Raw genomic sequence first — 23374 nt, forward strand, 5'->3', positions numbered from 1 at the left:
AAGCGTGCTCGCACTCAGTGTTGAACCGCGCCTTGCCAGGCAGGGCTTGCTGTCTTCTTCAGGCTTGCATTTGGGGCAGGCCGGAGTTTTCCCGCCAGGTCTGGGTCACCGAGTGGCTGTGCGTTTTGGTCGTTTCAGGACGAGTGGCATTTGACAGCCATTGCTCTGTGGAGCTTTTCGATATTGCAGTCTCTGCACCATTTTCCCGGTTACTCGACCGCGTCCCTAAGTCCCTGGAGCCATTGGGTCTTATGACGCAGCATTCCAAGGTTTCCGTTGAGCGTCTCAGAGAAGGTGCTCTCGTGTCGGGTTCAGTTTCAGGTGCGAAGCACCGCCAAACTATTGCTATCCCATCCAATCCAAACCGGTTCAGAACCGACCGATTGACCGACATCGGCGTCTACAAAGGCTCGAAGTTTGGCGCCCTGTGCGTCTTCGACCATCAGATCGACAGACATGCGGCTGCCCAGAAAAGTCTTGCCGACAACCGTTCCCCTTACTGCATTGGAGTGCTCCGGACGTTCTGTATGGAAGGCGAGTTTTTCCAGCCGGACCGACGCTGTGATGGTGTCGCCGACCTGTGGAACATGTCCATGCGACTGGCCTTTCAGTGTCTGGCCAAACCAGTCCAGCACGATCACATCGCCATCCTGGCCGCGCATCTTGCAAGTCAAGAGGTTCGTTTCACCGATGAATTCCGCAACAAACCTGGTTGCGGGATGGAAATAGAGTTCCTCGGGCGTGCCGTCCTGTTCGACGCGGCCATGGTTCATAACCACGATCCGGTCTGACATTGTAAGCGCTTCTTCCTGGTCGTGGGTCACGAAGAAGAATGTCTTGTGAGTGCGGCGCTGGATCGCCTTGAGCTCCTGCTGTACCTGGCCGCGGAGTTTCGCGTCCAGCGCTGCAAGCGGCTCGTCCAGCAACAAAAGGGCCGGATCTGGGGCGAGCGCGCGGGCCAACGCCACCCGTTGACGCTGTCCGCCCGACAGTTGACCTGGATACCGGTCTCCATAGTTTTCCAGCTCCAGAAACGACATGATTTCGTCTTGACGGTTGCGAATGTCGGCCTTGTTCATGCCCTTCAGTTCCAGGCCGAAAGAAATGTTCTGGCGCACGGTCATGTGAGGAAACAGGGCATAGTCTTGAAACACCATGTTCACATGACGCTTTTCCGGCGGCTGGCGTGTGACGTCCACGTCATCCAGGATGACGCGGCCCGACGTCGGTCGCTCAAAGCCCCCAAGAATTCTGAGCGTTGTGGACTTGCCGCAACCGGACGGTCCCAGAAAAGTCACGAATTCACCCCTGGCAATATCCAGCGTGAGATTGTCCAGAGCGACCGTTTCGCCGAATTTCTTGGTGACACCCTCGATCCGAACAAGGGGATTCGTTTCAGCCATTTCGGGACTCCTTGTTCATCCGGCGGGTGAAACGTTCAGCCCAAATGCCGATTGCAGCCGTCAGGATCAGAGCGACCGTCGCAATGGCATTGATTTCAGGCGACATGCCGGATCTGAGCTTGGCGAAAATCAGAACGGGCAAGGTCGGTTCGTAGCCTCCCAGGAAGAAGGAACGAACGAAATCGTCGAAACTGAGCAGCAGGCAGAAGATACTCGCGCCAAGGATGGCTGGAACAAGATAAGGCAGTGTGATCCGCAAAAAGGCAATGATCGGATCAGCACCAAGATCACGTGCCGCTTCAATCTGGCTCTTCGGCAATGTCGACAACCGGGCCATGACCACCAGAGCCACAAAGGGCACATTGTGAACGGCGTGCGCCCATACAATCGCACCCATGCCCGGTTCGATACCAAGCCATCTGGCATAGATCCGGAAAGCGATGGCTGAAATGATCCCCGGGACAAGCGCAGGCAAAACCGTCAGCCCGAACATTGCGGTCCGGCCCAAAAACTTCCTGCCTTCCAGAAGGACGGCAATCCATGTTCCGACGAATACGGAGATGGCTGTTGCAAGGACTGCAATCACCACTGAATAGATAAAGGCCGACGGTACGGCTGCGTCGTCGAAAACACCAGTATACCAGTCGAGCGTCCACGAGCGGATCGGAAAGCCGATAAACTTGCTGTCCTTGAAACCCATGAGAACCATCAGGACCAGCGGAACGAAGACGTAAAGAACAAAGGCCCAGTAGACGCAGGAGAGCAGGATGCGGTTACCCCGGTTCAATTCGTGTCTCCTTTGCGCAGGGAATTCATCAGCTTCTGGAAGGCACCGGTCAGAATGATCGCGGCAAGAAACATGATTGTCGCGAAGGCTGCGCCGGTCGGCCATTCGTCACCGGCGACATGGAAGAAGCCTGCAATCGTTTCGGCAAAAACGGTCGTGGAAGGACCACCCAGCAGAACGGGGGTCGCATAAAAGCCGGTCGATATCAGAAAAACCAGTGTGCACCCTGACGAGATCCCCTCCAGCGTGAGAGGAAGCGTGATCCGCCGAAAGCGGGTCCAGGCTGAAGCACCGAGGTCTGCGGCTGCCTCGTTGTAGCTTTTGGGGAGTTTTTCCAATGCGGAATAAAGCGGTAACAGCATGTAGAGCGCCGTCAGGTAGACGATCCCGACACCCATTGAAAAACTGGTATACATGAACGGGATCGGCCGATCGATCAGGCTCAGCGACTTGAGCAACTGGTTCACCGCTCCGGTGTTTCCAAGAAGGATCATGATTGCGTAGGTGCGGACGATTTCGCCGACCCAGAACGGGATCAGCAGCAAGAGAAGCATCAGCATCTGGTTCTTGCGACTGACGTGGCGCGCCAGAAAGTAGGCGACAGGATAGGTCAGGATCAAAGTGCAGAAAGTGAAGACGCTGGCAAAGATAAGCGTGCGGAAAAACGGTTGCCAGAAAATGTGGTCGCCGAAGAAACGGGCATAGTTGTCGAGGGTAAAATGCTGCTCCACACCAGGCGCGACCGGATAGGCATCGGTAAAGCTCACCCTGAGCATTTGCAGCATTGGTCCAAGGTGCTGGGTCAGCACCCAGAGCAGTGGAAAGGCAGCAAGGATCAGGAACTGGCGGCGCGGTGATGCGGTCGCAAGCCCGACGACCAACCGGTAAGGCGTCCAGCTTGATAATGCACCCCAGAAGGTCAGACGGTTTTTTTCCGTGGTGTCAGGACCACGGCCGGTGCGGGGAGCGACCCCATCGCTCATACCAGTTACCCCCAATTTGACTTGATTGCCTTGCCCGCCTGAAGAGCGGGCAAGGCCTTTTCCGTTCGTCAGGACAGCGGGTCAGGCCGCCTTGATGGCTTCAACGGCCGGATCGACAAGCCCGTACTTCATCTCGTTCGCCTCAGCGCGGAAGAACTGCAGATTTTCAAGCTCGTCATCCGAGAACGAAGTCGATTTCTTTTCCAGGTCCGTCAGGTAGTTCGATGCATCCTTGTAAGTGGAGATGAAGCCTGAGGCCTTGGTCATCGACGCGCCGATTTCCGGAGACGCAAGGATGGCATTCAGGAACGTGTAGGCGTTATCCGGATTGGGTGCATTGTTGGCGATGTTGTAGGTGTAGACAAAGCCATAAGAACCCTCCTGCGGAATGGTCATGGCCAGCGGGAACCCATCGTTGATCAGTGCCGCCGCCGGACCGTTCCAGCTGTGGCCGAGGGCAATGTCCTGGTTGATGAACATCTGCTGCACTTCGGCACCGCTGTCATAGTATTTTCTAACGAGCGGCTTCTTCTCGATAAGAAACGCCTTGGCTTCCTCGACAATCGCGGCTGCTTTTTCCGGGTCATCGAGATAGGCGACCATATTGCCGTCGTAACCCATCTTGAGCATAACGATCGACATCATGTCCTGGATAATATACGCGGTCTGTCCCTTGTACTTTTCCGAAAACAGCACGTCCCAGCTTCTGGCTTCCTCGGGCGTGACGAGCTCGGTGTTGTAAGCAAGAACCTCCATGCCGGAGAGGATCGGCGCGCCCCATTTGTGTCCGTTGATGGTTGACCAGTCGCTCTCGGAGAACGTGGGATTGATGTTCCCCCAGTTACTGAGCCGTCCGGTGTCGAGCGGAGCAAGCAGCTCGCTGTCGATGAACTGAAGGAAACGGTGACCTGCCACGGTCATGATGTCCACCGTGGGATTGGGTGCTTCGGCGGCGAGCAGGTTGAACTGCTTGCCCTGGTCGTCAACCAGGCGAATATTCACCTTGATCCCCGTATCTGCCTCGAACTGCTTTTTGAAGGCCTCGGGCACAAAGTCGTTGTAGGTCCAGATGTTCACTTCACCGCCCGATGCGCTCGCACGGCGAAGGTAGGCTGGGCTGGCCAGAGTTGCTGCACCAATGGCAGCGGTTCCCAGGAAGCGACGGCGGTTAATGGTAAGTTTGGTCATCTTAGCGTCTCCTAGTCGGTTGAGTTTGGTCCATCCTTTTTTGGTTAAGTTTGTGGCGTGGATGGTCTATGCAGCACCCCGGTACGGGACGCATGCTGCAAGTCGCAAAGGCTGAAGCTTTCCAGTTCCAACGCATGAAGAAATTCATTCTCGAGTGCGAATTCCCGGTCATACATTGCTGAAAACAAGCTGATGCCGGCTTCATGTAACGTCGCGGGTCTGTCCACCAGCTTGCCAAGAACAACGGTGACCTGAAGCCCGTAGGGAACATCCTCGGTCACATATCGGCTGTCTGCGGTCGCAGGCCCAAGGCCGCCATAACCGTGTGTGTGCATCTGCTGGTTCATCTCGGAGATAGTTCCGATTGGCACGTGGAAACTCTGATGGAAATGTTCGAAGATCGTTTTCACCTTCAGGTCTAGCGCTCTAGCGATTTCCAGTCGCTCAAGGTCAAGCTTTTCCAGCAATCGCCCCACCTTCGGCGTGACATTCAGGCCCTGGCTCCAGTCCTCTCCGTGCTCCATACGAGTAATGTTGCATAGGGCGATGCCCAGGTGGTTTTGCGGATTGAGGTTCGACAGTGTGATGGCCAAAAGGCCATCGCGCGGCATGAAGCGGTCACCGAACAAACTCTGGCACAAGGCCAGTCCGTCTTCCGTTCCGGCCTCGGGCACAGTGCACAGATCAACCCGATTGCGAATGGTGTTGACGCGCACTTTGGTCTCTTCCTGACGGCGGCCGGAGACAATGGTCGTGCCCCACGCGGTAATCGGTGCGGTTACGCCGCGTGCCGCCAAGGCCTGCATCAGGTAGACCGCGCCGAAGGAGGCGTGAGATGAGATGATGACATGCTGACCCTCGCGAATATGGGGGGCCAGCGCATCCATGACGTTCTTGTGCCCGGTTGCCGGCAGGGCGATGATCAGCGCGTCGTTTGTCTCAACCAGTTCCTGTGCCGAATGCGCAAATGCAGGTGCAAACTCTTCTTCGAGGACGCCGTGAGCCTGGAGAGGTCTGGATTCGAACGCGGCCGTGCTCTTTCCGGATGGCGACCAGAGTGTCGGAAGGTGCTTGTTCCTGCGCAAAAGCGCTGCCGTGCCGCATGCGATTGAGCCTGCCCCTGCTATGCCTATGCGCATCGGGTTACTCATATCGCCTCCCTTCGGCTCACCGGGTCACCCAGGACATGCATCAGGCGATTGGCCCATCCAAACAGAGCAGATGACAGGATCAGATCGAAAATCTCTTCGTCCGAAAGACCCACCTTGGAGAGTTTATCGATGTCTTCCGGTCCTGCGGAAGGGGGTGCTTCAGCGGCTTTCCGCGCAAAATCGAATATCGCCCGGTTTCGCGGACTGAGATCTGCATTTTCCCCGTTTGCGAACAGCTCATCGGTCACGGATTCGTCTTTCGCCAGTTTCGCGTGGCGGTCCGCATGAACGGCTGCGCAATAAATACAGCGATTGACCATGGACGCTGCGAGAGCACCGAGTTCGCGCTCCTCGCGCGACATGCCGCCGCGATCGTACATGATCGCATTGAACAGCGGTGAGCGAACAGACAGGCTTTCGACATCATGGGCAAGGGTCAGGACGTAATCCGAGACCTTGGTGTTGGAAGGGGTCACCTTGAGCGCGTCAAGCTGCTCTGCCGTGGCTTCTTCAAGTTTCACCGGCACCAGGCGCGGCCGCCATTCAGGAATCTTGCGCGTGAACTTGTGAATGACACGGGTCATGCGCTTTTCCCGTTCATCAGTCGCAATCCCGAAATCACTCGTATCTGAAATGCGAGGAAAGCGACCAGTTCACAAAGCCGGACGATGTCGGCGTCGGCAACGCCCGCCATCCGCAAACCCGAAATATCTTCCGCCGCGGCGTCCCGTGTCTGGTTCGCAACCTTGTCGACAAAGGACAATATTGCGGCCAGTTCTTGATGCTGGCTGCCAGGTTCGCCGGGCACTGAAAGCTCCGCGTAGTGCCCGGCATCAGCCAAATAGTAAGCTGCCAAAGGTTCATCTCCGGCGAGACGTGCAACTCGTGTGGCGATTGCGGCGCGAAGGCCGTGAGGAAAAGCTCCTGTTTCCTTCGGGCGCAAAACGGCTTCTTCGGCGGCCTGTGTCATGCCGATGATGTTGTCGCGCATCGATACCACGCTGGACAAAGCGCTGTCCGGTGCCACACCGGCCTGGGTCAAGATCGTCAGGGCAGAGATGTTCATACCGGTTCGCTTTCCCTCGGTCGTGCCTCGACCGGCAACTCGGTCGGTTGCCATTCGTCACCAAGAAGTTCCGGTGTGTCGTAATCCTGCATTCCTTGCCAATGGGCCTCGATGTCTTCGCCGTAAAGCGAAGCGGCAACCGCACGGGACAGCCAGGCGGCACCATCACTGATACCGGGAATGTCGCCGCTCACCTTGCCGAGGCTGGCTGAGGCGCCATAGTTGAAACAGTAAACGTTCCTCAGCCAGGGAGCCGTGCCCGGGTTCTTTTCGCGGAAGGTGAAATCGGAATTCAGATAGGGAAAGCGCCCCAGATCTGCAGACTCTTCGCCCGCCGGAGGTGTGTAGACGTCTCGCCAAAGAAGGATATCCCCCGCCGTTTCGCCAAATTCCGTCCGTGCCATGGGGTCGATGACAAACCCGGTTCCGAGAATGACGAAGTCCGCCTGGTAGGACGTGCCGTCCGCGAAATGGATGAGGGCGCCGCTGCCCGACTGATCAATCCGGGTCGTAGCCTTGTCGAAATGAAAATAGGCGTTCGGGTGCCGGCTGACGCGCAAGGTGGACCCGCGCGGGGAGGGGGTCTGCGTTTGAAAGCTGTATTGCATGAAACGCCAGCGCCATTCGTCCGACAAGGCAGCATAACCGGCGGTAAACCCGAAGCTGCCGATGCCCATCATCTTGTTTATTGTCGGCATCTCCTTGCGCCGAACCAGATGACGCACTTCCGATGCGCCGTGCTCCAGTGCCTCTGCCGAATTGTCGACTGCGGATGCACCCACACCGATAACGGCAACGCGCTTGTCCTTCAGCGCAGCAAAGTCGATCTCGTCCGCGCTATGCGCCCAAAGGTGCTTAGGCAAACCCTCCATGAACTCGGGAATGTTCGGGCCACCCGTTCCATCACGTCCCGTTGCAAAGATCAGTTTGCGGGCCCGAATGGTTCCGGTTTCCGCACCTGAGACAGTGAGCTTCAACAGGTCGCCATCAGGTTCGACATGATCGACGGAAACACCGTTTTCGATCGGAATTTCGAGGACTTTGCGATACCAGCAAAGGTAGTCCATCCACATCGTGCGGGGAATCTTGTCCAGTTTGTCCCAGTCTTTCGTTCCGAACTGGGCACGGAACCATGCCTGGAACGTCAGGGAGCCGTGTCCGAAGGCAGGGCCGGTCAGAAACTTCGGCGATCGCAGCGTTTCCATGCGGGCATAACCGAGCCACGGGCCTTCGTAGCCCTTGGTGGCCCTGTCCAGCACGCGCATGTTGTGAATTCCACCTGTCCTCAGGGCCAGCCAGGCGACCATCCCGCACATGCCGCCACCGATGATGACGACGTCAGTCACATCCTCTCTTTGGGGTATCCAGTCCTTGGAAGGATAGCAGAGAAGGTCCAGGTCATCCTTGAGCCGCGCTTCGAGCGCCGCCAGGCCTTGCGAGTCTATAGAGGACAATATTTTGGTCATCTTACACGCCATCCGGGAAACAATTGGAACCAAAGATCAGTGGCCGGTTTTTACCTCGCCGTGGGTCGGAAGTGGGTCGTTTGCTCGGCAGGCAAGAAGAAGCTCGACAGGTTGCGCTGTGGCATCCGGAATGGCGCAGGTCTTTAGAGCAGAGATACTCCTGCGGACCTTATCGTGTCCAAGCCCGAAAGCATCCGAGTAAACCGTATTCACAAATCCAAGTGTCATTGCGCCGGTCCTCTTACCGATCGCATAGTAGCTTGCTATGCTAATTTTGCATACTGATGCGTCAATGATAGCATACCGTAATGATAGGTTCTCTAGTATGTCAACAATGAATAATGGGCGGCCTGACATTCGCTCAATGGAAGCTTTCGCTGCCGTGGTCCGCTACGGATCCATGACAGCTGCCGCTCAGAGACTGTCGGTAAGCCAGCCGGCCGTCACAAGAATGGTAAGAGATTTAGAAGCGCGCGTGGGCTTTGCGCTGTTCGAGCGGAATGGGCCCAAAATCTCGCCGACAGCCAAGGGCATAAGGTTTTTCGAAGAATCCCAGCGAGTTATGGCAAACCTGTCTCAATTGACGGAACGGGCACACGCGATCAGGGATGAAAGGCTTGCCGCGATCGACATCGTCGCCACTCCGACAATGTCTTCAGGACTGGTCGGGCCGGTCTTGTCACGGGTCGCTGACGTGCTGCCTGACTTTGTTCACGTCGAAACCACAACTTCGGAACGGGTACTGCACGCGCTCCGTCAGCGCACCGCCGATCTCGGTTTCTCGGCTTACCCGGGTGAGCACGACCGGTTGAAGTGCCTGGCAAGGTTCGAGTCTCTGGTTGTTGCCGTGGTCAGGAAGGGAAGCCGCTACGATAGTGATGACCCGATTCCGCTCTCTGTGTTTGCGAATGAAAGGATGGCAACCATCTGCAACGGCTACGGCATTCGAGACGCCATCAATCGTGCCCTGCGAGAGGAAGGCATCAAGCCTTCATCCGAAATCGCCACCAACTCCTCCCTGAGCGCAGCAATGGCTGCACGCGCCGGGCTTGGTGTTGCCTTGTGTGATCCGGTGACTGCACTTGGCGTACCGGTCGAAGGCGTGTCGATCCGTCCATTGTCGGCCAAGATCAGCTACGCATGGGGATTGTTCGCCAATGATGAGAACCCTCTGAAAGATCGTCTCGACCTGGTGGTCGAGGCCTGTGTTTCCGAAAGCGAACGGATTGTTGAAAGCGTTGTCGAACTGGGATCGGTTTATTGAAAAGGATCCCGACACGGGTCGTCGTGTTTCTCTTTCAAATCCAAATTGGAAATCGCAGACCTCTAAAGTGTCAAACCTTGTAGGAGCCTCCCGTGAGATTTTCGCGCTGTCTCTATTGTGCAAGAGGGAGCGGAGCAGGCAAAAACCACCCAAAGCCGACATTCGCTTTGCCGCATAGTGGTGCACAGCTTCCGGGTAGCTAAGCACAGAATGGACCACCCGGTGCCGGACCGCTCATCGTTTTGGCAACAGAAAGCCCACCCGCTCAAGGCGTCGCTGCTGAGCCTAGCTCTTGACGGAACCGGCGGTCATTCCGGCCAGGAAGTATCGCTGGGCAAGAAGGTAGAGCAGCAGCAAGGGGAGGGATCCCAGCACGCTCATGGCCATCATTTCGTTCCACTCAAACGCATGTTGTCCCATCAGCAGGCTGATGCCGATCGGCACGGTTCTGAGGTCCATCGATTTTGTGAGCGTCAGCGCAAACAGGAACTCGTTCCAGCACAGTAGGAATGTATAGACCGACGTTGCGACGATGCCGGGAATAGAGAGGGGAACGACCACGCGCCAAAGGGCAGTCCAACTCGTCCCGCCGTCGACCTGAACAGCTTCATCAAGATCCTTTGGCAGGGTGTTCAGATAGCCGGTCATCAGCAGAATGGCATAAGGCAGAGTGAAGACCATGTAAGTCAGGATCAGAGCCGCATATGTATCGAAGATGCCGAACGTCACCACCATGCCGAAATAAGGGATGATCAGAGTGATCGGCGGGACGGTTTGAGTGCTGATCACCAGCAAGTTGAAAGGTTTTTTCAGCCGGAATTCGTACCGGCTGAAGCTGTAGGCTGCCAGGGTTGCAACGATCACTGTCAGAAGGGTAACGACACCGGAGATAAGATAGCTGTTGATGAAAAACCTGATCTTCACGGGATCGGAGAAAATCGATCTATAGGCGTCCAGCGTGAACACTTCGGGCAGAATTCTTGGCGGAAGCGCGAAAATCTCGGTGTTAGACTTCAGCGCGGTGAAGAACATCCAGACGATCGGAAAACAAGAGAAAACCAGCCCTACTCCCAAGCCGAAATATATCAGCCAAGCAGTTGCATCAAATTTCTTTTTGCTGCGGATAGCCATGGCGCCTCAGTTCGTTGCGTTCTGATGTTTTATGTAAAAATAGGTCATCGCCATCGATAGAATGAAGATGATGACCGCGCTTGCGGATGCCAGCGAAAACTGAAACCGCGAAAACGCAAGCTTGTATGTGTAAACGCTCATCATCTCCGTCGCGTGGATGGGGCCCCCTCCAGTGGTCATCCAAACCAGCGGGAACACCTGCATCGTCCAGATGAAGTCAAGTAGGGCGATGCTGACGATGATCGGTTTCAGTTGCGGCAGGGTTACGTGCCAGAGCTGTTGCGGCTCTCTCGCCCCGTCTATGGCTGCCGCCTCGTAGAGCTCTTTTGGAATACCCTGCAATCCGGCCAGCAGTGTCACCATATAGAGCGGGTAACCGGCCCAGATATTGACGAATGTGAGGGCGTGGATGGCGGTTTTGGGTGAGGAAAACCACTCAACCTTGAAATCGAGCAAACCCAGGTCGATCAGAATGGCATTGACCACCCCGTTGGGATCCAGAATGAGCCGCCAGATGATTGCAATAATGACGGCGGTAAAGAGCCAGGGAAGAATGTAAAGGACCCTTAGAATGCTCCTTACCCTTGGATTCACGCGGTGGGAGTTGAGCATCAATGCGAAGGCCAGCCCGATAATCAGGTGGAAAATCACACTCATCACGGTGAAATAGAGTGTCTGCCCGATCGATTGCAGAAACACCGGGTCGGCGAACAGTGTCTTGAAGTTTTGCAAACCGACAAATGTCGGATCGGGACTGAGAATTGCTCCTTCCAGCAGCGAATAGCGAAACACTGTCGCCATCGGAAAAATCATAAGCAGGAAAAAAAGCGCAATGGCCGGCGCAACGTAGAGATAATTCCGGATCGCTCTCTGCTTTTTGTACGAAATAAAGCGAGGCCCGGGAATTTTATCAGCTGCAGATGGAGGGCGCATGGCCAAATTCGTCATTTCGCCTTCTCTTCAGCCTCGGAGTAAACCGCGTGGTTGGTGTCTGACATTTTATCGGGTTCTGTCGGAGAAGTGATGCTTGTTTGGTTTCCGACAAGAAAAAGGCGACGTGCCCGTAAACGCGTCGCCAAGTTTTAGAGCGTATCCCGCCCCCCTTGTACCAGCTTGGCGGAGCCATCATGGCTTCCGACCGGGCCGAACATCAGCCGGCAAACAGTCCAACAGGGACGAGACACACTCCAGGCCGCCGTGGGAGGTTAGAATTCAGCTTCCCATTTGGTTTGTGCTTTGGCCGCAGCTTCGGTGGCTGTTTGGTTGCCTTCGAGCATTTGCTGGATTTCGACACCGAACTGACGCATCAGTTCTTCAGCAACTGGCAAGCCGACAAACTCGTTAGCCAGGTAACCGTCCTGAAAGATCTCAAATGCTTTTCCGAACAACTCGTCGGAGGCGACGAAGTCGGGCTCGGCCTTCACGTTGCCAGGGAAGGCATTGGCGATGGAGACGAGCTTGGCGTTCACTTCGGGGCTCATCAGATAGGCCACCAGTTTGAAGGCTTCATCCTTGTGCTCGCTGTGTTCGCTGACGCCGATGCCCCAGGAGGCATATGGCAGGCCGCGGGACCCTTCATAGTCGTCTGCGGCCGGTACGGCGGTGATGCCGAAATTCAGGTCGGGGTTCCGCTCGCGTATCAGGTTGATGTGGGCCAGAGAGTCGACCATCATTCCGACACGCCCGTTGACGAACTCCTCGACCTTGTCCTGTTCTTTCTTGGCAAACGCGCCGGGAGAAACAAGACCCTCATCATATAGAGCCTTCACAAACTCAAGGGTGCCTACCACTTTGTCGTTGGTGAGGTCGGGTTTGCCGTCTTTCAGCATGCTGTCGCCCGAGGCCCAAAGCCATGACATGACATCGTTCTGGACGCCATTTGGAGCTTGCAGCGAAAGCGGCAGCACCCAGCCATACTGATTGGCTTCGGCATCCGTTAGTTTCCGCGCTGCTTCGACAAACTCCGTCCGGTTGCGCGGCATGTTTTCAATGCCGGCCTTTTCCATCAGGTCAAGGTTCACAAACACCGGATAGACAAAAGAAGCGACAGGGAACATATAGCTGTTGCCGTCGAGTTTGATGATCGCGGCGACTTCACTGGCGTCGAACCCTGAAGAGGACATCAGTTCGTCCATTGACGCAATCGCACCTTGTTTCGCAAGGTCGCTGACCCAGGCGCCGTCAAGACCCACCACATCACTCAATGTGCCTGAAGCGGCACCAATAACGATTTGGTCGCGGGTGTTTGCATATGGACCACTGACGAGTGAGACCTTGATGCCGGGATTTTTCGCTTCGAAATCATCCATGATGCCCCGGAGCGCGCCGGCTGGCAGCTCAGGCTCCCACCACTGGATGAATTCCAACGTCGTCTCCGCCTGTGCGCTCGCAGTACCAAACGCGCTGGCGACGCCAAGTGCGCACGCCGTCACCACTGACTTCAGTCGTGTGGATGTTCTAAATCTCATGCTTTCCTCCCACATTTGTCTGCGGGGATTGGTCGGTCTACCCGTAACTGACGAGTTCAACCTTGTCCTCTACGCAGACGCGCCCGGCATTGTGTCGCCGAAGCCGGTTTCCTCCGTATTTTGGATTGTTACCTCCGCATAAGTCCTGACGGCATCTAAACGCACTAAGCAGGAAAACGCTTATTATTAGCGTGAAAACGCTGTCTTTTGCGTTTTTATCAGCGTATTCCTGCATCGTCAAGCAAGATGGCGGTGTGCGACGGCTTGCTTTGAGCTGAAAACAACAACCCTGAAGCCGCAACAAATGCCCATTTCTCGTATTTCGTGCCAATTCGACGTGCGCACGGACAGTTCGCCGGTGCGCACCACCGGGGCGATCAAAAGCTGAAGGAATTGACTGCATGAGTGCGATCAGCCAGGTCGGGGCGTCATGGAACCGACGTCAAGAACCGCGCCTGAATTGCCGCTGGATCTGCCTGTGTCTCAATCGGCGATGATGACTTCGACTTCCGAGTCGTTAAGTGCCGCCATTAGATCCGGTGGTGGTGTGGCGTTCGTAACCAGAACGTGGATGCGGGAGAGGGTGGATATATGGGCCAGCACAGTGGTGCCGAACTTGGCGGCGTCGGCAAGAACCACAACCCGTCTTGCGGATTCCATCATTGCCGTGATCATAGTGGATTCCTCAAGCAATGTTGTTGAAACGCCTGATGCGGAGATGCCGCCGACCCCTATTATTGCTGTATCTGCACAAAGCGGGCCTGAATTGGCGAAGCCTATTGCGCCTATCGTAACCTGCAACTCCTGGCGGACATGGCCGCCTAGCAAATAGATGCCGCGTGTTGTATTGGGCGGTACCGCGGCCGGGACGCCCAGATTATTGGTAACGATTGTCAGGTTACGCAGGGCTCCCAGTTCTCCGACAAAGGCGCGTGTCGTTGAGCCACCGTTGATGATCAGCGTCTCTCCATCAACTATCAGCGCGCTTGCGGCTTTCGCGATGCGTGCTTTTTCCGCCGTTCGAGCGTTGACCCGGATCGCGACCGGCGTATCGCGATCGATGAAACCGTCAACCGGAACCGCACCTCCGTGGGTGCGCATGAGAAGGCTGCGATCAGAAAGGTAGTCAAGGTCACGGCGGATCGTATCGGTTGAGACGGCAAACTCCTGCGCGATCTCGGTAACGGTGATCGACCCGCGTGTTTTTGCGACTTTAAGCAGTTCGCTTCTCCTGCGCGCAGGAAGTGAATAGTCGCTCTCCGACCGCTCGTTTTGCGGCGATATGCCGTTATTGTCACTTGTAGTCATTCCGGGTCCATTAAACAGCGAGTGTATTTGCGGCACAATATAGCATTTTATCGCTCTCGCCAGCTTGACCACGCTGTTTCTCACGTTTAGATATAAAAAAGAACGCTCATAATCGCTAATAATTGCAAAAAAAAGCAACTATTATGATTCATGGACCCGCCAATCCGAAGAAAAGTACAGTACGGCGTGATTATTCCGGTGATCGTGCTCCTTTGACCGCTACGCGCACAGATCCCGTTTTAATCACCTCATTTCCAATCAAGATTTGTCCCGATCGAATTGCAGCCGAAAGGGCGCCCTGAGCCCATGACCCAAGCAATTTCATGGCCTGAAGAATATGCGGCACTCATCGAGCGTCTGCCTCGAATAATCGATCGCTCACGACTGGTTGTCGGAGGGTTCAGCACCTGCGTTGATATCTATCTGTCACTGCATGAGGTCTTTGGCCCCTTGAAAGCCCACCTGCATGAAGCTGCCGAGTGCGCGTCATTGCTCAGGGAACTCAAACATCGCGCGGTGAACGGGGTGGGCGGAGAACTTTTCTTCGATTGGCCGGACGGAGCAACCTGGATCGATCGCCACGTTGCGGGAAAAAATGCGATCGGCGGCACCGCCGCGCAAGCTTCCTATATGCTGGCGCAACTTGGCGCACAATCACTGACAGCCCTGGAAGATCGGAGTGCAGGCCAGCTTGCTGTTTTGCATCCGGACTCTCTTGTCGCAACCAAGAGCGGGATGGTGCCGGTTTCGACGCTCGCACCTGAAACGGATGGAAGGGCACCGCATTATATTTTCGAGTTTACCGCGGGTGAGCGGCTAGACGGCGAAAACATACCGCGCTCGTCCCGTATCATTGTCTGCTTTGAGCACAGCCCCCTGCAGCATGATCCTGAATTTGTTCGAGTATCTCTTGAACATGCACCCCAGGCCGGTGCCGGCATATTATGTGGGTTCAACGAGGTTCATCCCGAACAGATGGATGAAGAACTCGATTATGCAGCTGAGACAGGTGAAGCTTGGCACCGTGCGGGCCTGCCGCTGCTTCATTTGGAACTGGCCGATTTTCCCAATGCGCAGATGCGGGATGCCACGATCGACCGGATCCTGCCGGTAGCCAACTCGCTTTCCATGAGCCTGTCGGAGTTGAAGGAGCTCACCGGCGAAGTCACGTCCCCTGTAGATGCCGCCTTGAAGCTTGCTCAAACACACGCGCTGGAGCGGATCTGTGTTCATGCCGATACCTGGGCATTCACTGTCACCCGCGACACTGCCAAACGGGAGTTGGACGCGATCATGACCGGCTGCCTACTTGCGTCCGCCAGGGCGGCAGCAGGCTATTTCGCGGTGCCCCGGCAGATACCGGAACACGCAGAGTTTCGCATACCACCCTTGCCGGTCTTTTCCGAAAGCGACGGCTGGTCTGTCGTCTGCTGCGCGGCGCCGTACCTGGAAAAACCGGCGGCGACCATTGGTTTGGGCGACACATTTCTTGCAGGCACGTTGCTGGTGCTCGGAGGTTCATCCGCCTCCGGTCATGCGCCTGCTTTTGGCAACTCTCTCAAGGGGGGCGTTGCTTCGTTATGACGCTGCCAGACACCATCACCACCCCCGAATGGGGCATTCTCGAATAGCGACCTTGTTAGGAGCCTTCATGTACCGCCTCGATACCAAACTCGCTAAAATCCGCGCCGGCCAATACGCCAAAGGTGATTTCATAATCGCCGATGCGAAGGACGGTGACATGTCCAACCCGATCCCCGCAACCGGCCCGATCTTGAATGAACAAGGCGAATTCGTCCGCTTTCGCACACGTGCTGAATTTCTCGAGGTCATTGCCGAAATCGTGCGCGCGGACGAAGTGGATATAATGCTGACATCAGCCTCAAATCTTGAATTGCTGTCGGAAGCAGGCGTTTATGAAAACAGCGCCGTAAAGCCCGTTTTCCGCGCGAACGACACCAGCGATATTTGGGGAGCGCGCCCGAACGGCTACGGAAAACTCGGTCCCTCAAGGCCTTTCCGAACTGCGGTTTTGAAAGACATTGCCGCGGCAGGGCTTTCAGACCTTGGTCTTTATTCAATCACCTTCGTCAACGACATCGACGAAGACGCGCGTGGGCTTGAGGCATTCGCCGAGTTCCGGGAGGATGCTGCAGCAAACGGCATCAAGTATTTCCTGGAAGTGTTCAATCCGAACATTGAATGCGGCATTGCCCCGGAGTTCGTCGGGCGGTTTGTGAATGACAATCTGGCCCGTTGCCTGTCAGGCGTTTTGAAGGACAAGCGTCCGCAATTCCTCAAATATCCGTTCAACGGTCCCGCCGCACTGGAAGAACTTGTCTCATACGATCCACAGCTGGTGGTCGGCGTACTCGGTGGCGGCGCCGGAACTCACCGCGATACTTTCGAACTGCTCTATCAGGCTGAAAAATATGGGGCTCGTGTTGCGCTTTTTGGCCGCAAAATCAACCTGGCGGAAAGCCAGACCGACATTGTTCATCACATGCGCCTTGTTGCGGACGGTCATTTAACGCCTCTGGAGGCTGTCAGCGCCTATCATGCGACCCTGGAGAAAAAAGGCATTGCGTCCATCCGCTCTCTTGAAGATGACAGCACCATCACAGAGACGGTTCTGAAAGAGGCGGCGTCGGATTAGATTTATTGGTCCGACTAACGATGATGGCGAACGTCATTGTGGCTTCTGGGTAATGTGTTCCCCTGATAACTCCTCGTTTTGAGGTTCGTCTGTTCCCATTTGAAGGATACAGACGATAAATCGATCCTGGTTCTCCAAAGAACAGATCAGTGGCGTTCTCGGGTTGAACGCTACCGGGCAACGTTTTGCGAAAGTGACCTGTTGCGGCCGTCTTTGTGCCGCAGCGCGGGGCATTTGCTTGAACTGCGTTTTGAGCGATACTCTCTCCAGACTCGATCAAGGATATTAAATCGTCCCGGAAAGACATGATGCACCGTTCCGAAGATGCAGACCCAGGATTTGAGTTTAGCGACAACGCCTGGACGAAAGTTCTGGAAGCGGTCGACCAGACCTACTCCGAACTTGTGGCCTATCAGGAACAACTTGAAGAGAAAAACAGTCAGCTCGAAGAATTGCGCCGGTTTTTGAGCTCGGTCATGAGTTCGGTCTCCGATGTGCTCGTCGTGATCGACCGAGGGCACATGATCGAGCAAACGGGCGGATCGTTCGACCGGTTGGTACACGGAACCTCAAAGACCTGGTCCGGCAAGTCCTTCGATGATCTGGTTCATCCGGATTCGCTTCACATCTTCCGGGAAACAATCGAGCGCGCGATCTCGACGCATGAACGCGCGATGGTCGAGATCGACATCGTGACGGCAGACGGCGCTTCGCCGCTGGAACTCAGCATCGCGCCGCGGTTGAATGAGCGCGGCAAGAGCGTCGGCGCGGTCATTGTCGGGCGTCCACTGGGGGAGTTGCGTCGCGCCTACTCGGAACTTGAGTCAAGTCACGCAACGCTTAAGGAAACGCAGGCGCAACTCGTGCGCAATGAAAAAATGGCGGGCCTTGGCCGGCTTGTTGCAGGCGTTGCCCACGAATTGAACAATCCGATCAGCTTCGTCTATGCAAATACGCACGCACTGGAAAAGTCAGCAACCAAGCTGGAAACCTATTTCAATGCGGTGACGGAGGGTGCGCCGCGCGAAGACCTGATCGCGTTGCGCCAGGAACTCAGACTGGATCGGGCCGTCGCGAACCTCAGAACCGCGATCACGGGGGCCAAGGACGGCGCTGAACGGGTGCGGGACATCGTGGAGGATCTGCGCCGTTTGTCGGCAGATGGCGGCGGCGATCTGGTGGATTTCGACCTGGTAACCACGACCCGCCTTGCAGTTGACTGGGTTGCGCGTGGCACCAAGACCCCCGTAAGCATAGTGTTCGAAGAAGGCGACGCTCCCGTGGCATATGGCAATCCCGGACACGTGCAACAGATCGTCATGAACCTCGTGCAGAATGCGATCGATGCTCTGTCCGAGACCGTTGATCCCGAGATTACGCTCACACACCGGATTGAGGGCGACTGGGCTGTCCTTGCCGTCTGCGACAACGGCCCCGGGATACCCAAAGATATCCAGCCATCGGTTTTCGATCCATTCTTTACAACAAAGCCGGTCGGCGAAGGCACAGGTCTCGGCCTGTCGATCTCGCACAAGATTGCACAAGAGCATGGCGGTGACCTTACGCTGTGCAGCTCCGGGGACCGTGGAAGCTGTTTTTGCCTCAAATTGCAGAGAAAGCCGAACTCATGAATGTCCTTTGGCTTCAGTCAGCCGGTTGCGGTGGCTGCACCATGTCCCTTTTGTGCGCCGAAGCCCCAAATGTCTTCGATTTGCTGGAAGGGGCGGGGATCGAATTCCTGTGGCACCCGGCGCTGTCTGAAGAAACAGGCGCAGCCGTCCGCCGCCTTCTGGAACAGGTCGAAAGCAGCGAGGTTCCGCTGGACGTTCTATGCGTCGAAGGGTCCATCGTGACGGGCCCCAGGGGAACGGGCCGCTTTCACATGCTGTCCGGTACCGGCCGGTCGATGCTGGATTGGGTGCGAAACCTGGCACAAAAGGCGCAACACGTTGTCGCCGTTGGAACCTGTGCCGCATATGGCGGCATCACGTCCGCCGGCGGCAATCCGGCCTCCGCGATCGGTGTGCAGTATGACGGGCATCATAACGGGGGGGCGCTGCCGGCGGATTTTCGGTCCCGCAGCGGGTTGCCTGTCATCAACGTGGCCGGATGCCCGACCCATCCCGACTGGGTCACCGAAACGCTGATGCTTTTGGCCTCCGGCTCTTTGAGTGCCGCTGATCTCGACACGCTTGCCCGGCCGAAATTCTACGCCGAACATCTGGTTCACCATGCCTGCCCGAAAAACGAGTTTTACGAATACAAGGCCAGCGCGACCAGGCTTAGTGAAATGGGCTGCATGATGGAAAATCTTGGCTGCGTCGGTACACAAGCCGTCGGCGATTGCAATATCAGAGGCTGGAACGGCGAGGGATCATGTACGCGGGCCGGATATCCTTGCATTAATTGCACGGCGCCTGAGTTTGAGGAACCAAATCACGCCTTCACCGAAACACCGAAATTCGCCGGAATTCCGGTCGGACTGCCTTCCGATATGCCAAAGGCGTGGTTCATGGCGCTGGCCTCCCTTTCAAAGGCGGCCACACCAGACAGGATTGCCCGTAATGCAGTTTCCGACCGGATAAAGGTCCCGCCGAAGCAAAAGGCAGGCAAGACATGAGCGGTCGGAATTTGCTGGTTGGCCCCTTCAATAGGGTCGAGGGCGATTTGGAGATCCGGCTGGAAGTTGTTGATAACAAGGTGGTCGCTGCTTACGCCAACTCCCCGCTCTATCGCGGGTTCGAGCCAATGATGTTGGGCAAGGTACCATCCGACGCGTTGACGATCACGCCGCGCATATGCGGCATTTGTTCCATTAGCCAGTCCGCCGCTGCCGCCGCCGCGCTTGGAGACGCAGCAGGGTCTCAGCCGGCGCCGCAGGGAGCGCTTGTGGCAGCCCTGTTGCATGGCATTGAAAACCTCTGCGATCACCTGACACACTTCAACCTGTTCTTCGCGGCCGATTTTGCCCGGCCCGCCTACGCGGAAAGATCCTGGCATCCGCAAGCGCTCAAACGGTTTACCGCCATGCAGGGTTCGGCGGTCAGACAGGCGGTTGAAGCGCGTGCGCAGCTCTTGCACATTGTCGGCCTGCTGGGAGGCAAGTGGCCGCACACCCTGGCCATTCAACCCGGTGGCGTAACCCGTGCGCCGAGCGCGCGCGACCGTATTCGTATCCTCAGCACCTTGACGGCATTCCGCCGCTATCTGGAGGCCGAGCTCTTTGGCGCACCGATCGAGGCTTTTGTCGAGTTGGCTGGTGCTGATGCGATCAGCACGTGGTCGACGGGCGATGCCGGTCTCTTTATGGAGATCGCGGCCGACCTGGAACTGGAAAAATTGGGCTTCGGTCCGGGCCGGTATCTGTCCTACGGAGCTTATCCGTTGCCGGAAGGCCGCACATTCGGCCCCGGTGTCTGGGAGAACGGCGAATTATCACCTGTCACAACGGAAGATATTCGGGAAGACCTGAGCCACGCTTGGATGCTTGGCGATGAAAACCATCCATTTAAGGGTCAGACAATACCGGACGAAGACATGAAAGATCCGGCTTACAGCTGGTGTAAAGCGCCGCGACTGGCGGGTAATGCGGTCGAAACGGGCGCTTTCGCGAGGCAGGTTGTTGATGGCCACCCGGCAGCTCTGGACCTTGCAGCCAACGGATCGAGCGTGCTTGCAAGGGTCGCCGGACGGTTGCTTGAGATCGCGCGAACGCAGCTCCTGTTGGAACAATGGGCGTCGGCAATCACACCCGAAGCGGTTTTCATGGAAAGTTCGAGCTTGCCGGAGCACGGCCAGGGCGAAGGCTTGGTTGAAGCTGCCCGGGGTGCTCTGGGACACTGGATCCAGATCGAAAACGGTCGCATTGCGGGCTATCAGATTATTGCGCCGACGACCTGGAACTTCAGTCCGCGCGACAGGAGGGGCCAGCCCGGACCGGTGGAGGCCGCTCTCGAGGGCGCGGTCGTCGGAGACGACGAGGAAACCCCGCTCTCGGTGCAGCACATCGTGCGCAGCTTTGATCCCTGCATGGTTTGCACGGTGCACTGACCGCGATGCAGGAAGGCGTGCGCATCCGGGTTCGCGGTCAGGTCCAAGGCGTCGGATTTCGACCCTTCGTCTGGCAGCTCGCGCAGCGCTTCAACATCAAGGGCACTGTGCTGAACGACCCGGAAGGCGTTCTCATTCACGCGGTTGGCGTTGCAATTCCCGATTTTCTCGCCGCGCTGGAAAGCGAGACGCCGCCACTCGCCCGTATCGATGGGATTGAGCATCAGCCATTTGACTTTTGCGAGCCGCCGGAGGAATTCCGGATCGTCAAAAGTGAAGGACACGGCACCGACACCCGGGTGACGCCGGACGCGGCAACGTGTGCGTCATGCGTCGCCGACATCTTCGGAAGCGACCCGCGACGGCGCGGCTATGCCTTCACGAACTGCACCCATTGCGGACCACGGTTCACGATCCTGAGGAGGATGCCCTACGATCGGCAAATGACATCGATGGCCTCTTTTGAGATGTGCAGCGATTGTGCCCGCGAGTATGCCGATCCCGCAGATCGCAGATTTCATGCACAACCCATCGCTTGCGCCAGTTGCGGTCCGCAGCTTTGGCTTGAACATGGCGGGGTTCACAGTGACAAGGATGCAATTGACCGCGCAGCGGAAAGACTGTTGCAAGGGGATATTCTTGCGATTAAGGGGCTTGGGGGCTTTCATCTGGCCTGCGATGCGACAAACGAAATGGCCATCGCTAAGCTCAGGGAGAGAAAGCATCGTCCGGCCAAACCGCTTGCCCTTATGGGGCGGCATCAGGAAATCGCGCGATATGCGGTGACCGACCCGGCTTCCAACGACCTGCTTTACGATCCGGCTGCGCCGATCGTGCTGCTGCCGACGGCGAACCTGTTGCCCTGGAACCTTGCGCCCGGCCAGGTCCGATTGGGGTGGATGCTGCCCTACACGCCACTCCATCATCTTCTGATGGAGGCAGTCGGGCGCCCGTTGGTAATGACATCGGGAAACGTGTCTGGCGAGCCGCAGGTGATCGGCAATGAGGAGGCGCGCGAAAAACTCCGCGCCATTGTCGATGGTTTTCTAATGCATAATCGCGACATCGAGCGCCGTCTCGACGACAGTGTCGAACAGGTGACACCTCACGGTCCCATGACGTTGCGTCGCGCTCGCGGACGGGTGCCCACAACGCTGCCTCTTCCTGAAGGGTTCGAGGACGTGCCCCAAACGACTGCCTTCGGTGGACATCTGAAGTCGGCGATCTGCCTGCTCAAGAACGGGCAGGCGCTGCTGTCGCATCATCTGGGTGATCTCGACGAGGCTCTTACATTCGATGAATTCTGCAAGGCCGATGCCGATTACGCAGCGCTGTTTGACCATGACCCTGATGTGTTTGCCTGCGACCTGCATGACGGATATCAATCCTCGCAACATGCGCTGCGCCGTGCAGGACAAAGGCCCCTCGTGGCTGTTCAGCATCATCACGCTCATCTTGCGTCGTGCATGAGCGACAACGCCTGGCCTCTTGAAAGCGGTGCGGTTGCCGGGATCATTCTGGATGGTTTGGGGCTGGGCACCGATGGAACCATTTGGGGCGGTGAACTGCTGGTTGGAGACTATTGCACGTTCCGCCGCGTTCTCTCGCTGGAGCCTGCATGTCTCGTTGGCGGCGATGCAGCACAGCGCCAGCCCTGGCGCAACGCTGTGATGCGCCTCGACATGGCGGGACTTGCAGACGCTTCAGATCGATTGTTCGCTGAACAGCCTGTCGACCTGATCCGCCAGGCTGCTGCGGCGCGAATGAATTCCTTGCCGTCGAGCAGCGCAGGCAGACTGTTTGATGCCGTCGCTGCCGTGCTCGGGCTTTGTCCGGATGCCCAGAGCTTCGAGGGCGAAGCCGCCATGCGCCTCGAGGCACTGGCAACAATGGCGCCGGAATACCTTCAAAAGCCGTATCCGTTCGGTCGACAGGGCGATCTTCTCACAACCGGGCCCTTGTTTGAGTGTATCGTTGATGACCTTGAAAAGGGCATATCTGCCGCCGCCATCGCTGCACGGTTTCATGCCGGTCTCGCCAAGGCATTCGCCGCGCCTGCCGTGTCGCTGGTCTCCGCGGGTGAAGCCCAAGCGGTCGCGTTGTCGGGTGGGTGCTTCCAGAACGCCACGTTGCAGAGTGCCTTCATGTCGGCGCTCGGGGATGTTCCGGTCATGCTTCATCGCAGCGTACCAGCAAACGACGGCGGCCTCGCAATGGGCCAGGCGCTGATCGCTGCGGCACGTTCGGTTTCAGGGCGGTAATTAAGCTGCCAATCCGCGAAACGACCGGTTACTCATCAACCAATCAACTTTCCGAAATGTCGGGTGAATTTCAGATATCTATCTGAAATTAAGAAGATAATTTTTTTCTGCTTATGGGTCGGTGAAACCTTTGAAACGACGTGGAAGGCATATCAGTCTCCTGCGATGAAAGATGCCGTCAGGAAGGGACGG

19 protein-coding genes are annotated in these 23374 nt (G+C 56.7%); 7 read left to right on the forward strand and 12 right to left on the reverse strand.

Features of this window, described 5'->3' with window-relative positions:
• Positions 1-317 precede the first annotated feature (317 nt).
• The 8 genes from ABVF61_RS15715 to ABVF61_RS15750 all read right to left on the reverse strand — a co-directional run bounded on the left by ABVF61_RS15715 (position 318) and on the right by ABVF61_RS15750 (position 8044).
• A complete protein-coding gene (locus ABVF61_RS15715; RefSeq protein ID WP_353994478.1) occupies positions 318-1403 on the reverse strand; it encodes an ABC transporter ATP-binding protein in 1086 nt (361 codons plus the stop codon).
• On the reverse strand, positions 1396-2190 hold the full coding sequence (locus tag ABVF61_RS15720) for an ABC transporter permease (protein WP_353994479.1): 795 nt from the start codon (positions 2188-2190) through the stop codon (positions 1396-1398). Before ABVF61_RS15720 ends, ABVF61_RS15715 begins: the two co-directional genes overlap by 8 nt.
• The gene (locus ABVF61_RS15725) at positions 2187-3173 is read right to left on the reverse strand and encodes an ABC transporter permease (RefSeq protein WP_353994480.1); all 987 of its coding nucleotides are present in this window, start codon (positions 3171-3173) and stop codon (positions 2187-2189) included. Before ABVF61_RS15725 ends, ABVF61_RS15720 begins: the two co-directional genes overlap by 4 nt.
• 81 nt (positions 3174-3254) lie before the next feature.
• The gene (locus ABVF61_RS15730) at positions 3255-4361 is read right to left on the reverse strand and encodes an ABC transporter substrate-binding protein (RefSeq protein ID WP_353994481.1); all 1107 of its coding nucleotides are present in this window, start codon (positions 4359-4361) and stop codon (positions 3255-3257) included.
• 44 nt (positions 4362-4405) lie between these two features.
• The gene (locus ABVF61_RS15735; RefSeq protein ID WP_353996442.1) at positions 4406-5500 is read right to left on the reverse strand and encodes an NAD/NADP octopine/nopaline dehydrogenase family protein; all 1095 of its coding nucleotides are present in this window, start codon (positions 5498-5500) and stop codon (positions 4406-4408) included.
• 8 nt (positions 5501-5508) lie between these two features.
• A complete protein-coding gene (locus ABVF61_RS15740; protein ID WP_353994482.1) occupies positions 5509-6096 on the reverse strand; it encodes a peroxidase-related enzyme in 588 nt (195 codons plus the stop codon).
• Positions 6093-6578 (reverse strand): CMD domain-containing protein, encoded by a 486-nt coding sequence (locus tag ABVF61_RS15745; protein WP_353994483.1) that lies wholly within the window; start codon positions 6576-6578, stop codon positions 6093-6095. Before ABVF61_RS15745 ends, ABVF61_RS15740 begins: the two co-directional genes overlap by 4 nt.
• Entirely contained in the window at positions 6575-8044 is a 1470-nt protein-coding gene (locus tag ABVF61_RS15750) for an NAD(P)-binding domain-containing protein (protein ID WP_353994484.1), read from the reverse strand. The genes ABVF61_RS15745 and ABVF61_RS15750 overlap by 4 nt, the downstream gene beginning before the upstream one ends.
• 325 nt (positions 8045-8369) lie before the next feature.
• Here ABVF61_RS15750 and ABVF61_RS15755 point away from each other — a divergent pair, with 325 nt between their 5' ends.
• Positions 8370-9308, forward strand: a complete 939-nt coding sequence (locus tag ABVF61_RS15755) for a LysR family transcriptional regulator (protein WP_353994485.1) — start codon at positions 8370-8372, stop codon at positions 9306-9308.
• Positions 9309-9593: 285 nt separating this feature from the next.
• Here ABVF61_RS15755 and ABVF61_RS15760 read toward each other — a convergent pair whose 3' ends face one another.
• From ABVF61_RS15760 to ABVF61_RS15775, 4 genes are all read right to left on the reverse strand, one after another.
• Positions 9594-10439 (reverse strand): carbohydrate ABC transporter permease, encoded by an 846-nt coding sequence (locus tag ABVF61_RS15760; protein WP_353994486.1) that lies wholly within the window; start codon positions 10437-10439, stop codon positions 9594-9596.
• Between the two features lie 6 nt (positions 10440-10445).
• Positions 10446-11252 (reverse strand): carbohydrate ABC transporter permease, encoded by an 807-nt coding sequence (locus ABVF61_RS15765; protein WP_353996443.1) that lies wholly within the window; start codon positions 11250-11252, stop codon positions 10446-10448.
• A gap of 392 nt (positions 11253-11644) precedes the next feature.
• Positions 11645-12907, reverse strand: a complete 1263-nt coding sequence (locus tag ABVF61_RS15770; RefSeq protein ID WP_353994487.1) for an ABC transporter substrate-binding protein — start codon at positions 12905-12907, stop codon at positions 11645-11647.
• A 483-nt stretch (positions 12908-13390) separates the two neighbouring features.
• Positions 13391-14215, reverse strand: coding sequence for a DeoR/GlpR family DNA-binding transcription regulator (locus ABVF61_RS15775; RefSeq protein ID WP_353994488.1), 825 nt, complete (start codon positions 14213-14215; stop codon positions 13391-13393).
• A 306-nt stretch (positions 14216-14521) separates the two neighbouring features.
• Between ABVF61_RS15775 and ABVF61_RS15780 the strand changes: the two genes are divergently transcribed.
• The 6 genes from ABVF61_RS15780 (at position 14522) to hypF (ending at position 23182) form a co-directional block, all read left to right on the forward strand.
• Positions 14522-15799 carry an ADP-dependent glucokinase/phosphofructokinase gene (locus ABVF61_RS15780; RefSeq protein WP_353994489.1) on the forward strand — a complete coding sequence of 426 codons (1278 nt, stop codon included), beginning with the start codon at positions 14522-14524 and terminating at the stop codon, positions 15797-15799.
• A 67-nt stretch (positions 15800-15866) separates the two neighbouring features.
• Positions 15867-16871, forward strand: a complete 1005-nt coding sequence (locus ABVF61_RS15785; RefSeq protein WP_353994490.1) for a hypothetical protein — start codon at positions 15867-15869, stop codon at positions 16869-16871.
• Positions 16872-17176: 305 nt separating this feature from the next.
• Complete coding sequence (locus ABVF61_RS15790; RefSeq protein ID WP_353994491.1) at positions 17177-18502, forward strand: sensor histidine kinase; 1326 nt, start codon at positions 17177-17179, stop codon at positions 18500-18502.
• Positions 18499-19491 carry an NADH-quinone oxidoreductase subunit B family protein gene (locus ABVF61_RS15795; RefSeq protein WP_353994492.1) on the forward strand — a complete coding sequence of 331 codons (993 nt, stop codon included), beginning with the start codon at positions 18499-18501 and terminating at the stop codon, positions 19489-19491. Before ABVF61_RS15790 ends, ABVF61_RS15795 begins: the two co-directional genes overlap by 4 nt.
• Positions 19488-20921, forward strand: coding sequence for a nickel-dependent hydrogenase large subunit (locus tag ABVF61_RS15800; protein WP_353994493.1), 1434 nt, complete (start codon positions 19488-19490; stop codon positions 20919-20921). The genes ABVF61_RS15795 and ABVF61_RS15800 overlap by 4 nt, the downstream gene beginning before the upstream one ends.
• Positions 20906-23182, forward strand: a complete 2277-nt coding sequence (gene hypF, locus ABVF61_RS15805) for a carbamoyltransferase HypF (RefSeq protein ID WP_353994494.1) — start codon at positions 20906-20908, stop codon at positions 23180-23182. The genes ABVF61_RS15800 and hypF overlap by 16 nt, the downstream gene beginning before the upstream one ends.
• The last annotated feature ends 192 nt before the right edge of the window (positions 23183-23374 follow it).

This window comes from Roseibium sp. HPY-6, assembly GCF_040530035.1.
Classification (GTDB): domain Bacteria; phylum Pseudomonadota; class Alphaproteobacteria; order Rhizobiales; family Stappiaceae; genus Roseibium.

Bases quoted from the DNA above. Each gene is read 5' to 3' on its own strand.
- ABVF61_RS15715 (WP_353994478.1), bottom strand. From the start codon at position 1,403: ATGGCTGAAACGAATCCCCTTGTTCGGATCGAGGGTGTCACCAAGAAA.
- ABVF61_RS15725 (WP_353994480.1), bottom strand. From the start codon at position 3,173: ATGAGCGATGGGGTCGCTCCCCGCACCGGCCGTGGTCCTGACACCACG.
- ABVF61_RS15730 (WP_353994481.1), bottom strand. From the start codon at position 4,361: ATGACCAAACTTACCATTAACCGCCGTCGCTTCCTGGGAACCGCTGCC.
- ABVF61_RS15735 (WP_353996442.1), bottom strand. From the start codon at position 5,500: ATGCGCATAGGCATAGCAGGGGCAGGCTCAATCGCATGCGGCACGGCA.
- ABVF61_RS15740 (WP_353994482.1), bottom strand. From the start codon at position 6,096: ATGACCCGTGTCATTCACAAGTTCACGCGCAAGATTCCTGAATGGCGG.
- ABVF61_RS15745 (WP_353994483.1), bottom strand. From the start codon at position 6,578: ATGAACATCTCTGCCCTGACGATCTTGACCCAGGCCGGTGTGGCACCG.
- ABVF61_RS15750 (WP_353994484.1), bottom strand. From the start codon at position 8,044: ATGACCAAAATATTGTCCTCTATAGACTCGCAAGGCCTGGCGGCGCTC.
- ABVF61_RS15755 (WP_353994485.1), top strand. From the start codon at position 8,370: ATGTCAACAATGAATAATGGGCGGCCTGACATTCGCTCAATGGAAGCT.
- ABVF61_RS15760 (WP_353994486.1), bottom strand. From the start codon at position 10,439: ATGGCTATCCGCAGCAAAAAGAAATTTGATGCAACTGCTTGGCTGATA.
- ABVF61_RS15765 (WP_353996443.1), bottom strand. From the start codon at position 11,252: ATGATTTTTCCGATGGCGACAGTGTTTCGCTATTCGCTGCTGGAAGGA.
- ABVF61_RS15770 (WP_353994487.1), bottom strand. From the start codon at position 12,907: ATGAGATTTAGAACATCCACACGACTGAAGTCAGTGGTGACGGCGTGC.
- ABVF61_RS15775 (WP_353994488.1), bottom strand. From the start codon at position 14,215: ATGACTACAAGTGACAATAACGGCATATCGCCGCAAAACGAGCGGTCG.
- ABVF61_RS15780 (WP_353994489.1), top strand. From the start codon at position 14,522: ATGACCCAAGCAATTTCATGGCCTGAAGAATATGCGGCACTCATCGAG.
- ABVF61_RS15785 (WP_353994490.1), top strand. From the start codon at position 15,867: ATGTACCGCCTCGATACCAAACTCGCTAAAATCCGCGCCGGCCAATAC.
- ABVF61_RS15790 (WP_353994491.1), top strand. From the start codon at position 17,177: ATGATGCACCGTTCCGAAGATGCAGACCCAGGATTTGAGTTTAGCGAC.
- ABVF61_RS15795 (WP_353994492.1), top strand. From the start codon at position 18,499: ATGAATGTCCTTTGGCTTCAGTCAGCCGGTTGCGGTGGCTGCACCATG.
- ABVF61_RS15800 (WP_353994493.1), top strand. From the start codon at position 19,488: ATGAGCGGTCGGAATTTGCTGGTTGGCCCCTTCAATAGGGTCGAGGGC.